Origin of the sequence: Bradyrhizobium betae, from assembly GCF_004123905.1 — a bacterium.
GTDB classification, from domain to species: domain Bacteria; phylum Pseudomonadota; class Alphaproteobacteria; order Rhizobiales; family Xanthobacteraceae; genus Bradyrhizobium; species Bradyrhizobium betae_A.
Genome location: NZ_MZXW01000016.1, coordinates 399805 through 412239 on the forward strand (window position 1 = coordinate 399805; position 12435 = coordinate 412239).

The 12435-nt window shown below is 65.3% G+C and carries 11 protein-coding genes; 5 read left to right on the plus strand and 6 right to left on the minus strand.

The genetic code is table 11. The annotated features are described in order from the left end of the window. Window positions 1–2 precede the first annotated feature (2 nt). From dut to ubiE, 4 genes are all read right to left on the minus strand, one after another. A complete protein-coding gene (dut, locus tag B5V03_RS12085) occupies window positions 3–461 on the minus strand; it encodes a dUTP diphosphatase (protein WP_129270401.1) in 459 nt (152 codons plus the stop codon). Next, complete coding sequence (gene coaBC, locus B5V03_RS12090) at window positions 458–1912, minus strand: bifunctional phosphopantothenoylcysteine decarboxylase/phosphopantothenate--cysteine ligase CoaBC (RefSeq protein WP_129270404.1); 1455 nt, start codon at window positions 1910–1912, stop codon at window positions 458–460. The genes dut and coaBC overlap by 4 nt, the downstream gene beginning before the upstream one ends. A 72-nt stretch (window positions 1913–1984) precedes the next feature. After that, a complete protein-coding gene (ubiB, locus tag B5V03_RS12095) occupies window positions 1985–3559 on the minus strand; it encodes a 2-polyprenylphenol 6-hydroxylase (protein WP_129270406.1) in 1575 nt (524 codons plus the stop codon). Next, window positions 3556–4317 (minus strand): bifunctional demethylmenaquinone methyltransferase/2-methoxy-6-polyprenyl-1,4-benzoquinol methylase UbiE, encoded by a 762-nt coding sequence (ubiE, locus tag B5V03_RS12100; protein WP_129270408.1) that lies wholly within the window; start codon window positions 4315–4317, stop codon window positions 3556–3558. The genes ubiB and ubiE overlap by 4 nt, the downstream gene beginning before the upstream one ends. A gap of 81 nt (window positions 4318–4398) precedes the next feature. Here ubiE and mutM point away from each other — a divergent pair, with 81 nt between their 5' ends. Both mutM and B5V03_RS12110 read left to right on the plus strand, forming a co-directional pair. Further along, window positions 4399–5280, plus strand: a complete 882-nt coding sequence (gene mutM, locus B5V03_RS12105; protein ID WP_129270410.1) for a bifunctional DNA-formamidopyrimidine glycosylase/DNA-(apurinic or apyrimidinic site) lyase — start codon at window positions 4399–4401, stop codon at window positions 5278–5280. Between the two features lie 105 nt (window positions 5281–5385). Beyond that, the gene (locus B5V03_RS12110; protein WP_349643394.1) at window positions 5386–5871 is read left to right on the plus strand and encodes a GNAT family N-acetyltransferase; all 486 of its coding nucleotides are present in this window, start codon (window positions 5386–5388) and stop codon (window positions 5869–5871) included. A gap of 258 nt (window positions 5872–6129) precedes the next feature. On the opposite strand, the gene B5V03_RS12115 is transcribed toward B5V03_RS12110, so the two are convergent. Continuing rightward, the gene (locus tag B5V03_RS12115; RefSeq protein ID WP_129270412.1) at window positions 6130–6867 is read right to left on the minus strand and encodes a ParA family protein; all 738 of its coding nucleotides are present in this window, start codon (window positions 6865–6867) and stop codon (window positions 6130–6132) included. Window positions 6868–7110: 243 nt separating this feature from the next. Here B5V03_RS12115 and ggt point away from each other — a divergent pair, with 243 nt between their 5' ends. Together ggt and B5V03_RS12125 are read left to right on the plus strand one after the other, a co-directional pair. After that, a complete protein-coding gene (gene ggt / locus B5V03_RS12120; protein ID WP_129270414.1) occupies window positions 7111–8790 on the plus strand; it encodes a gamma-glutamyltransferase in 1680 nt (559 codons plus the stop codon). Between the two features lie 204 nt (window positions 8791–8994). Continuing rightward, complete coding sequence (locus B5V03_RS12125) at window positions 8995–10089, plus strand: sensor histidine kinase (protein ID WP_129270416.1); 1095 nt, start codon at window positions 8995–8997, stop codon at window positions 10087–10089. An 87-nt stretch (window positions 10090–10176) separates the two neighbouring features. Here B5V03_RS12125 and B5V03_RS12130 read toward each other — a convergent pair whose 3' ends face one another. Further along, window positions 10177–11535, minus strand: coding sequence for a serine protease (locus tag B5V03_RS12130; protein ID WP_164987946.1), 1359 nt, complete (start codon window positions 11533–11535; stop codon window positions 10177–10179). Window positions 11536–11626: 91 nt separating this feature from the next. Between B5V03_RS12130 and B5V03_RS12135 the strand changes: the two genes are divergently transcribed. Beyond that, window positions 11627–12430 (plus strand): HesA/MoeB/ThiF family protein, encoded by an 804-nt coding sequence (locus tag B5V03_RS12135; protein WP_129270420.1) that lies wholly within the window; start codon window positions 11627–11629, stop codon window positions 12428–12430. The last annotated feature ends 5 nt before the right edge of the window (window positions 12431–12435 follow it).

Genomic DNA, 12435 nt, shown 5'->3' on the forward strand with positions numbered 1-12435 from the left:
TGTTAGCGGCCGGTCGAGCCGAAGCCGCCGGCGCCGCGATCGGTCGCTGACAATGTCGCGACGGGAACCAGCGCGGCCTGCACCACGGGCGCGATCACCATTTGCGCGATGCGCTCGCCGCGCTTGATCACGAACGACACCGCGCCGTGGTTGATCAGGATCACCTTGATCTCGCCGCGATAGTCCGCGTCGATCGTGCCGGGTGAGTTCAGCACGGTGACACCATGCTTGGCGGCGAGCCCCGAACGCGGCCGGATCTGCGCCTCGTGGCCGGGCGGCAGCGCGATCGCGAGGCCCGTCGGTATCAGCGCGTATTGGCCAGGCGCGAGCGTCATCGGCTCGCTCTCCGGCACCGCGGCCATCAAATCGAGGCCGGCGGCCTCCGCGGTCTGATAGGCGGGCTGCGGCAGGCCCTGGGCGTGGGCGAGCTCTTGCAGTTCGACCGTGACTTTCGTGCTCAAGATGCCGGCTCCAGGGCTTTGTCGTCCAAGAATTTGCCGGTCACGCTTTTTGCGACATGCGCGACCAGTTCGATGGCGACCTGTTCCTTGGTCATCACCGGCCAGGAATCAACTGCAATCTCACCGTCCCTGCGGGTTATCAAATGCACGGTGTTGCGGTCGCCGCCCATCACGCCGGTCGCTGGCGAGACGTCGTTGGCGACGATCCAGTCGCAGCCCTTGCGCGCCAGCTTTGATTTGGCGTTGTCGATGAGGTGCTCGGTCTCGGCGGCAAAGCCGATCACCAGCGGCGGGCGCTTGTCCGTCAGCTTCGAGATCGTGGCGAGGATGTCGGGGTTTTCCACCAACTGAAGCGGCGGCATGCCGGCCGAACTCTTCTTCAGCTTCTGCTCGCCCTCATTGGCGACGCGCCAGTCGGCAACGGCGGCGGCGAAGATCGCGATGTCGGCCGGAAGTGAAGCCTGCACCTGCTCCAGCATCTGCCGCGCGGATTCGACGTGCTTCACCGTCACACCGGCGGGATCGCCGAGATCGACCGGGCCACTCACAAGAATCACCTCGGCGCCGGCGGCCTGCGCTGCGGCGGCAATCGCAAAACCCTGCTTGCCGGACGAGCGGTTGGCGATGTAGCGCACCGGGTCGATCGGCTCGTGCGTCGGGCCTGCAGTGATCAGCACGCGCTTGCCGGCGAGCGGGCGCGGCACCGGCGGCCGCAGCAAGCGTTCGGCGGCGGTGGCGATCTCGATCGCTTCTGACATGCGGCCGACGCCGGCTTCGCCCGCCTCGGCCATTTCGCCGGAATTCGGTCCGATCAGCACCACGCCGTCGCGCTGGAGCTGTGCGACATTGCGGCGCGTTGCCGCGTTGTTCCACATCAGCGGGTTCATCGCCGGCGCCACCAGGATTTTTCGGTTGGTGGCGAGCAGGATGGCGCTGGCGAGATCGTCGGCATGGCCATTGGCCATCTTGGCCATCAGGTCGGCGGTCGCCGGCGCCACCACGATCATGTCGCAGTCGCGCGCGAGCCTGATATGGCCGGCATCGAACTCGCTCTGGGGATCGAACAGATCGGTGTAGACGCGCTCATGCGACAGCGCGCTCACCGCCAGCGGCGTAACGAACTGCTGCGCGGCCTTGGTCAGCACGCAGCGAACCTCGATGCGGCGCTCTTTCAGCCTTCGGATCAGGTCGAGCGATTTGTACGCCGCGATCCCGCCGCCGATGATCAGGGTGACGCTGGCCTCGGGAAGGGCGCCGGTGCGCTGGGGTGTGGGGGCGGTGGATGCCGCAGGGGGCGCCGAAAACGGCGTCAGCGGCTCCTCGCGGCCCTCGATCAGCTCGCCCAGGATGACCCGGACTTCTTCCTCGACCGATCTGCGGTTCCTGGCCGAGCGCAGGCGCAAATAGGTCTTGATGCCCTCGTCGAGCTTGCGGATGGTCAGGCTTGCCACGACGCCCTCCAGCACGGAATGATGGCGATGCTATCAATCCTGTGATTGCAATGCAATCAAGGATTTTGGCAATCACAGATTCCGGACGGCGATCAGGATTCCGATGAAGGTCGCCGCGATGATCCAGAGCGCCACGGTTCGCCAGCGGTTCTTGCGGCCCTCGCTGCGGCCCATTGCGGCGATGCTCTCCGGCGACAGCCTGATGCCCTCCCGCGTCATGGTTTCGAGTTGCTCGAGCACCGCGACCGAGCGCTGCGCGATATCAGGCAGGCGCATCAGCACGCGGGCGAGGTCGCCGCCGCCGGCCAGTGCGCCCTCCACCCGGCCGATCGGTCCGAGATTGCGCTCGATCCATTCACGCACCACGGGGTCGGCGACCTTCCAGATGTCGAGCCTGGGATCGAAAGCGCGCGCCACGCCCTCGACCACCACCATGGTCTTCTGCAGCAGAATTAGTTCGGGCCGCGTCGTCATGTCGAACAGGCCGGTGACCTCGAGCAGCAATGTCAGCAGCCGCGCCATCGAGATCTCCTCGGCGGTGCGGTTGTGGATCGGTTCGCCGATGGCGCGGATGGCTTGCGCAAAGTTCTCGACCGAGTGATGCGCGGGCACATAGCCCGCCTCGAAATGCACCTCGGCGACGCGGCGATAATCGCGGGTGATGAAGCCGAGCAGGATTTCGGCGAGGAAGCGCCGCTCCTTCATCCCGAGCCGGCCCATGATGCCGAAATCGACCGCGACGAGGCGGCCGGCGTCATCGAGGAACAGATTGCCCGGGTGCATGTCGGCGTGGAAGAAGCCGTCGCGCAGCGCGTGGCGCAGAAAGCTCTGGATCACCTTGCGGCCGAGATCGGGCAAATCGACCTGCGACTCTGCGAGGCGCTTGTGGTCGTTCAGCGCGATGCCGTCGATCCACTCCATCGTCAGCACGTTGTGCGTGGTGCGATCCCAATCGACGGTCGGCACGCGGAAATCAGGATCGTCGCGCGTGTTCTCGGCCATCTCCGACAGCGCCGCCGCCTCGAGCCGCAGATCCATCTCCATCGCGACCGAGCGCGACATGGTGTTGATGACTTCGACGAGGCGCAGGCGGCGCGCCTCCGACGAATAGGCCTCGGCCTTGTGCGCGACGAAAAAGAAATCGGACAGGTCGCGGCGGAAGCGCGAGGCGACGTTCGGCCTGAGCACCTTGACCGCGACCGCCTTGCGGACGCCGTCGTGCTCGACCTCGCCGCGATGCACCTGCGCGATCGAGGCGGCTGCGACCGGCGGGCCGAAGCTGACGAAGACATCCTTCAGCGGTCGTTCCAGCGAGGTCGCGATCGTCGCCTCGGCTTCGGCTTGCGGAAACGGCGGCAGCCGGTCCTGCAGGCTTTCGAGGTCGCGCGCCATGATGAAGCCGACCACGTCCGGACGCGTCGCCAGGAACTGACCGAGCTTGAGATAGGCCGGGCCCATTCGCGTCAGTGCGCGCGAGATCCGTGGTCCTTGCTTGACGCCGCGGCGTTCGACAATGCGTGCAAGTTTCAGGGCAAGCTGTCCGGGCGGCGGCACCAGGCTCGGATCAACGGAGCCGAACACGCCTTCGCGCGCAAAGACGAACGCGGCGCGGATCAGGCGCGAAATGTGGGTGAAGGCAGAAATCACAAACGCCAGCCCGAATGCAATGCGACGATGCCGCCGGACAATGTCTGCCAGCTCACGCGGGAAAAGCCGGCGTCGCGGATCATGTCGGCGAAGGCGGCAGGTTTTGGAAACTTGCGGATCGACTCGACGAGATACTGGTAGGATTCGGCGTCTCCAGTGACCATGCGGCCGAGCGGCGGGATCACCTTGAACGAGAACAAATCATAGATCCGGTCGAGGCCGGGCATCTCGACGGTGGAGAATTCCAGGCACAGGAAGCGGCTGCCGGGCTTCAGCACGCGATAGGCCTCAGCCAGCGCCAGATTGATCTGCGGCACGTTGCGAATGCCGAAAGCGATCGTATATGCGTCAAAGCTGCGGTCGGCGAAGGCGAGCGCTTCGGCGTTGCCTTCGACGAAATCGACCTGGGTCTCGAGATGGCGCTTGGCGGCGCGCTCGCGGCCGACGTCGAGCATCCCGGAATTGATGTCGCAGACCGTGGCATGGAAGCCGGGGCCTGCGGCCTTGGCGGCGCGGAACGAGATGTCGCCGGTGCCGCCGGCAACGTCGAGCAACGCGAAGGGACGGTCGCCCCTGGGCGGGTTGAGCGCGTTGATCATGATGTCCTTCCAGACCCGGTGCAGGCCGCCGGACATCAAATCGTTCATCAAATCATAGCGCGAAGCCACGCTGTGAAACACATCGTTCACCAGCGTCTGCTTGTCCCCCAGGGGAACGTCTTTGAAGCCAAAATGCGTGGTTTCGCCCGGCCGATCCATTACTCTACTCCACTGGGCGAACCATAGCGCGCCCGCCGCAATGGCGCTATCACACCGCCCTCATAAGGTGAATGCCTGACCATGCCTGAATTGCCCGAAGTCGAGACCGTCCGCCGCGGCCTTCAGCCGGTCATGGAGGGTGCGAAAATCCTTGTGGCCGAGGCCCGGAGGCCGGATCTGCGCTTTCCGTTCCAGCCGGACTTCGTGGCCCGGCTCCAGGGGCAGGTCGTCACCGGCCTGGGACGCCGTGCAAAATATCTGATGGCCGATCTCGCCTCCGGCGACGTGCTGCTGATGCATCTGGGCATGTCGGGTTCGTTCCGCGTCATCAAGCCGGACAACGACGCCCAGCCTGGTGAGTTTCACTATCCGAAGGGCAAGGACTCCACGCACGACCACGTGCTGTTTCGGATGTCCTCCGGCGCCGACATCGTCTTCAACGATCCGCGCCGCTTCGGTTACATGAAAGTGATCGCACGCAACGCGCTCGAGGATGAGCCGCTGCTGCGCGATCTCGGTCCCGAGCCGCTCGGCAATGAATTCGATGCCGCGATGCTGGCAAGCTCCTGTGCCGGCAAGACCACCAGCCTGAAGGCGGCGCTGCTCGACCAGCGCGTGGTGGCAGGCCTTGGCAACATCTATGTTTGCGAAGTGCTGCACCGCTCACATCTGTCGCCGCGCCGGATCGCCGCGACTTTGTCCACCAAGAAGGGCGAGCCGACGGATCATGCGAAAAGGCTCGTCGGCGCGATTCACACCGTGCTCAACGACGCCATCAAGGCCGGCGGCTCGTCACTGCGCGACCATCGCCAGACCTCCGGCGAGCTCGGCTATTTCCAGCATTCCTTCAAGGTCTATGACCGCGAGGGCGAGAAATGTACGACGCCGGGCTGCGGCGGCACGATCAAGCGTTTCACTCAGAACGGCCGCTCGACCTTCTGGTGTCCGAAATGTCAGAAGTAGCAGGCCATGCAGACGCCGCAGCTTGAAACCGAACGGCTGATCCTGCGTCCGCTCGCGCCGTCCGACGTGCCGGCGATCTAGCGCCATTTCGACAATTGGAACATCATCCGGCATCTCGCTGCCGTCGTGCCCTGGCCGTATCCCGCGGATGGCGCGGCAACCTTCGTCCGCTCGCAGCTCGACAAGATCTCAGCCGGCGAGGAGATCCATCATTGGGTGCTGGTGCTGAAGGGCGGCGATGGCGAGGCCATCGGCAACATTCATTTCCGCCCCTATGCCGACGGCGCCAAAGGCAATCGTGGCTTCTGGCTGGCCGAGCCTTACTGGCGGCGTGGCTTGATGACGGAGGCGATCGCCGCCGTGAACGACTTTGCCTTCTTCACGCTCGGCCTCGATCATTTCTTCGTCTGCAACGCCGCCACGAACGAAGCTTCACGCCGCGTCAAGCAGAAGACGGGTGCCGAGTTCGTGGGGTTCATCGAGCTGCTGCACCATGGCGGGCAGTCAAAATCCGAGAAATGGATCGTGCGCCGGGACGCCTGGCTGCGTGGTAGGTCCGGGACGCCAGGGGGCAAACCTCGCGAGATTTGACCCAGCCGCGTCCGTTCTCCGCTGCACAGACGTTTTGACTGATGAGTCAAATATCTACGCGCCGCCGCCGAGGCGACTTAACCGGGAGGCGTTCTACTGTGCATGGGGTTGTTTCGACATTTTCGTGCGAGTGCGCCCGCCGTCGCACAAAGACGCGAAGCGAAGCAATCCGGCCGGGCTGGTGGCCGGATTGCTTCGTCGCTGGGGCTCCTACCGGATAAGTGAAGAGCCCGGCTGCCGTCTGAGCGATTGCCCCGCTCAGGACGCCAGGGTTTCGTCCGCCGCCAGCTCGGTGGCGACGTGCAGCATGCCGTCTGCGGCCGAGATGACCTGGTCGATCAGGACATTGGTCGTGGCTTCGAGCTCGAGCCGGGTCTCGATCCAGCGCCAGAGGCCGCGGATCTCATCCGCCGACTTGCCGTTCGGCGCGAATTCGCTGACGGCGAGGCCACTGGCGAGAGAATCCTGGTGGTCGTTGCGCATCACGATCAGCGGGCGTGCGAGCACTTCGGCGAGATCGAGCGTGGCTTCCTCGGCGAGCGTGTTGGCGGCGTTGTCGATGCGCTGGCCGCGGATCGGCGTCTGGTTCAGCACGAAGCTGTAGGGCCGCTTCCAGGCGCGCGCGACGCTGAGGGTGGAGACGGTGGCCTCGATGTCGGCGACGCTCGGGCGGGCCGGGATCAGGCAGAGGTCGGAATGGCGGATCGCGGCGGTGGTGGCGGCGGACAGGCCGGCCGCGGTGTCGACGATCGCGAGCTGGAGGCCGCTGTCGGCCAGCATCTTCAGGCGCGGCGCGATGTCAGCGGCGTGATAGATCGGCTCGACGACGAGGTCGTCATTGTTGCGGCGGCGCTGCCAGTTGGACAGGGTGCCCTGCGGGTCGGTCTCGATCAGGCGGACGGTGAAGCCGGCCTGCTTGGCAGCCAGCGCGAGGCCGATGGCGAGCGTGCTCTTGCCACTGCCGCCCTTTTGGGTGGCCAGTACGATCGTATGCATTGGAAGATGAATCCTTTGGAGTGCTTGGGTCTCGGGATAACGCCATGCGAACGTGCATCGCTTCTCGATGCTGAGCTCTTCTCGCTCAGGACCTGCCCTGCCCGATCCAAAGGGGACCGCGGATGTCCGAATCAACAGGTACGATGATGGCAGAAACGGGAATGCCAGCCAATCCGTACCAACACTGGACCGGTTGTCGCGCGCGTGATGTGCTCGCTGCCGCACATAGGAAGGGCAGGCGGCATGAGCGGAAACTGGCGCGACCGGACGGCGACGAGTTTTGAATGCCAGAAGATGCCGGCGGTCTCGAGCCGCGGCATGGTCGTCAGCAACCACCCGCTGGCGTCCAGCGCCGGCGCCGAGATGCTGGCGGCCGGCGGCAACGCCATCGATGCCGCAATCGCGACCCTGTTCACGTTGACCGTGGTCGAACCGATGATGGTCGGCATCATCGGCGGGGGCATGGCGCACATAAGACTCGCCGACGGCAGCCACCGCTTCATCGACGGCCAGAGCACCGCGCCCGCTTCGGTGCGCGACACCACCTACACCTCCAAGCCGGGCTCGGCCCATGACGTGTTCGACACCGTCGGCAACGAGAACCTCAACGGGGCGAAAGCGGTCGCCACGCCGGGCTCGCTGAAAGCCTGGTGCGAGACCTTGCGCCGGTTCGGCACCATGTCGCTTGCCGATGTCATGCAGCCCGCGATCAAGCATGCCGCGCGCGGCTATGCGGTGACGCCGTACTTGCACGAATGCATCAGCGAGTGCGCCGCCGAGATGCGCAAGGACAAGCCGATCGCGGCGATCTATCTGCCTGGCGGCGAGCCGCTGAAGGTCGGCGAGCGCGTGGTGCAATCAGAATATGCCGAGACGCTCCGCTACATTGCCGATCACGGCGAGGCCGCGCTCTACGAGGGACCGCTCGGCGACATCCTCGCCGACTACATGGAGAAGACCGGCGGCTTCATCCGCCGCAATGATCTCGCCAATTACAAGACCGTCGAACGGCAGCCGATCCGCGCCGACTATCGCGGCTGGACCATTTTGGGCCCGCCGCCGCCCGCGGCCTCCGGCGTGCACATCGCGCAGATGCTGAACATCCTTGAGGGCTACGACATCGGCGCTCTCGGCTTCGGCACGCCGGAGACCATCCACTATCTCGCCGAAGTCCTGAAGATCGCGTTCGCCGATCGCGCCGCCGCCAGTGGCGATCCTGACTATGTCGGCGTGCCCGTGGAGAAGCTGACCTCAAAAGCCTATGCCGAGGAGCGCCGCCGCGCCATCGACCCGTTGCGGGCGCAGGCTTTTGGCGCCGGCGTGACGCAGCTCGAAGGCGCGCACACCACGCACATGACGGCGGCGGACGCCTTCGGCAACGTGGTCGCGACCACGCAGACCATCAACAATCTCTTTGGCGCCAAGATCATGATCCCGGGCCTGGGCGCGATCGCCAACAATTACATGAACCTGTTCGATCCGCGTCCCGGCCATGCGCTGTCGCTGGCGCCGGGCAAGCGCGTGACCACCTCGATGTCGCCGATGATGGCGCTCAACGGCGGCAAGCTGCGCTATGCGCTCGGCCTGCCCGGGGGAAAACGCATCTTCCCCAGCGCGATGCAGGCGCTGGTCAATCTGATCGACCACGGCATGAGCTTGCAGGAAGCGGTCGAGGCGCCGCGGGTCTGGACCGAAGGCAATGCGCTCGAGGTCGAGCAGAAAGTGCCGGAGAGCGTGCGTGTGAAGCTCGCGGCGCTCGGCCACAAGGTCCAGCCCGTTGCGACCGTCGCCGGCGGCATGAACGGCATCGCCTTCCACGACGACGGCACCATGACCGGCGCCGCCTGCTGGCGCGCAGACGGCACGCCGGTTGGCATTTCGGGTGGCCTCGCCCGTAGCGGTGTGCGGTTCCGGTTGAACTAGTCGTGTAGTCCCGGAACGGGGGCCGGTTTCGGACACCGCAGACGTCATTCCCCCGCCCGCAATTTCTGGACAGAGAAATTCGCGCGGCTGTCTGCCAGATGCCGCATGGCCGGCCGAGGCGGGTGACGACAAAAATCGTGCATTGTATGCTAGCGCGACTTCGACGCCGAGGTTGGCAGTCGGTGTCCGGGTAAGGTTTTGCGTATGGGTGGAGACGGCAGCGACTTCCTGGCCGAGGGCGGCGAGATGGGCGCTTTGACGCGCGCGTTCGACTGGTCGAACACGCCGGTGGGTCCTCCGGAAACCTGGCCTCAAAGTCTTCGTGTCACGGTGCGGCTCGTTCTGACCTCGCGCCACCCGATGTTCATCTGGTGGGGGCCAGACCTCATCCAGTTCTACAATGACGCATACCGTGAGACGATGGGGCCCGAACGGCATCCAAGCGCCCTCGGAGCGCGCGGCCGCGAGTGCTGGGCTGAAATCTGGGACATCATTGGGCCTCAGATCGACCACGTCATGGCCGGCAAGGGCGCGACATGGAATGAGGACCAGCTGGTACCGGTGACGCGTCACGGTCGTCGCGAGGACGTTTGGTGGACGTATAGCTTTGGCCCGATCGATTTCGAAGGCAAGGTGGGCGGCGTGCTTGTGGTCTGCAAGGATGTCACGCCCGAGCATACGGCAAGAGAAGCGCTGGGCCTCATCAACGAAGAGCTCAAGCACCGCGTCAAGAACACGCTTGCCGTCCTGAGCGCGGTGGCCGCCCAGACATTTCGCGAGCCGTCGAGCAGAGCCGATCTCGAAAAGTATCAAGCACGCCTCGGCGCGTTCGGACGCGCGCATGACCTGTTGACCGCAGCAAACTGGGCTGCCGCTCCCCTTCGGGATGTGATCGAAACTGCTCTCTCCCCTTATCGGACGGGCGAAGGCCGCTTCACGGTTTCAGGGCCGCCGCTCGTCGTCAAGTCTCGACAGGCGCTCGGGCTGTCCCTGGCGATTCATGAACTCGCGACCAACGCCTTGAAGTATGGTGCCCTGACCGTGGCAAGCGGCCGCGTGTCTCTGACCTGGACGGCGGCCGATCAGAACGGAGAGCCGAAGTTCGGTTTTGTCTGGCAGGAATTTGGTGGTCCACCGGCATCGAAGCCCACCCGCGTGGGCTTTGGTTCACGCCTCATCTCGCGGGTGCTCGAAGACGATTTCGGAGGTTCCGTCGAGGTTTCCTATCACGCGACCGGTCTCGTCTGCCGCCTGACCGCCCCTCTCGAAAATCTGGCAACGTCCCTGAATGCCTCGTGAAACACCGCGCGGAAGCAGCATGGTCCGCGTCGCGACATGTCTTGGCGGACGCATCGAGACAGGAGAGGAAGCGCGGGTGCGCTTGAATTACTTCCGTACGCAGATCACGCGCACGACCGCTGCTTTCGCGTCCGGAGATGTGCCGTTAACCGCGACACCGTTCGCCTTCAGGAAATCGCGCACCGTCTCCGCTGAGACCATCACCGCCTGCGACGCCGGCACCGCTGTCGCAGGCCCTGCGACGATTGCGGGCTTCAGCAGCGCAATGCCGGCGAACTTGCCTTCGCCGTCGATCACGGGACCGCCGGAAAACCCGACCGACGGCGGCGGTGACAGCGCGGAATCGCCGCCACCGACAGATGCCAGTGCGCCCTTGAGACTCGACACACTGGCCGCGCCACCCTGGCTCTGCGGATCCGCAATGCCGACGACATCGACGCTTGTCTTCGCCGTGCCGCCTGTGAGGCTCATCGGCTTCAGGCCGCGCGCACCGTAGATGTGCAGCAGCGCGAGATCGTGCTCCTTGTCTTCGGCGAGGCGGTCGGCGCTGCCGTAGCCGCCGATTGTGATCGCGATGCAGCCATCGGTGACGAGCCGGTCGGTGATGATCGCGCCATCATCGCTGACCACGATGCCGGTGCCGTATTCCACGGTTTTCCGCGGCGCCGGCCCGGCCTGCGGCCCCGCCGGAAACGCATTGAAGGCGCTCGACATCGCGATCACGACCGGCTCGACCGTGTTCTCGGTGGCCTGGTCGTAGAGGATCGTCATGATGCGGACTTCGTCGCCCTTGAAGGTGCCGCGCACGTAGAATTTTTTGAGGCCCTGCAATCCCGACAGCACGAAGAAGTCGGGCTTCACCACGGTGTAGTCGACCTTGCGACCGGGCTCCTTCTTCTCGGCGTCCGCGAGCTTCGCCGTGGTGGGGCCGGCCTCCTTGCGGCGGCTGAGCAGCACCTGCACGGTGCCGGTCGGCGAGGTCCATTTCGAGCCGTTGGCGTCGGTCGCCTGCTGCGGCACCAGTTTACCGGGGATGCCGAGCCGCGCGCCGCTGGTGATCTCCGTCACGATCTTCCAGCCGACGCTGTCCTGCTTGCGCCGCGCGGTCTCGGCGAGTGCGGCGCGCTCCTGCGGATTGAGCACGCCGGTCGGCTTGCCGCCCTTGAGCTTCTGGTATTCCTTGATGGCCTCGACCATGCGCGTGCTGACGTCGCCGGTGATGGCGCCGTTGTATTGGCCGACCCAGGCGAGGTCGGACTGCAGCGACAGCCGCTCTCCTTGCGTCATGCCGTCCGCCGTCTCCGAGGGCGTTTGCAGGGCGGGCGGCTTGATCGGAACGGTCTGGACCACCTTCGGCTTGGCGCCGGGGACCTGCGGCGTCGTCATCTGCGCGTTCGCGCCTGTGGCGGTCGCCAACATCAGTGTTGCCGCAAGCATCGATCTCATGACAAATCCAGCCAGCCCATTGAACGCAATGCCATTGAAGCACATCTCGTTGGTCGCGAACAATGTTGGGGTGGTTCAGGAGTAAGAGAAGGTGCTGAGCCCGAACGAACTCGAACGCTATGCCCGCCATATCGTGCTGCGCGATGTCGGTGGTCCCGGCCAGGCTGCGCTGAAACGGGCCTCCGTGCTGGTGATCGGCGCCGGTGGGCTCGGCGCGCCCGCTCTGATGTATCTGGCCGCAGCCGGCATCGGCACGCTCGGCGTGGTCGATGACGACGTGGTCTCGCTCTCTAACCTCCAGCGCCAGGTGATCCACACCACGCCGGACATCGGCCGGCACAAGGTCGAGAGCGCGGCCGAGCGGATCTCCGCGCTCAATCCGCATGTCCGCTTCGTCGGCCACGCCACCTGGCTCAACGCCGACAATGCGCTGAGCCTGATCGGCGACTACGACCTCGTGCTCGATGGTTCCGACAATTTCTCGACGCGTTATCTGGCCTCGGATGCCTGCTTCTTCGCAAAGCGCCCGCTGATCACGGCGGCGCTCGGCACGTTTGACGGCTCGCTCACCACCATCCGCGCGCATGAAAAGAATGAGCAGGGCGTGTTCAACCCGACCTATCGCTGCCTGTTTCCGGAGGCGCCGCCGCCCGGCACAGTGCCCGCCTGCGCCGAGGCCGGCGTCATGGGCGCGCTTGCGGGCGTGATGGGCTCGATGATGGCGCTGGAGGCAATCCGCGAGATCGTCGGTTTCGGCGACGGCCTGGTCGGCCGTCTCCTGATGATCGATGCGCGCGCGATGCGCTTCGAGACGCTGCGCTATGCGCGCGATCCCGCCAATCCGCTCAATGGCGATGGTCCCGTGATCACCGATCTCAGCGCCCATCGCACCTGATTGTG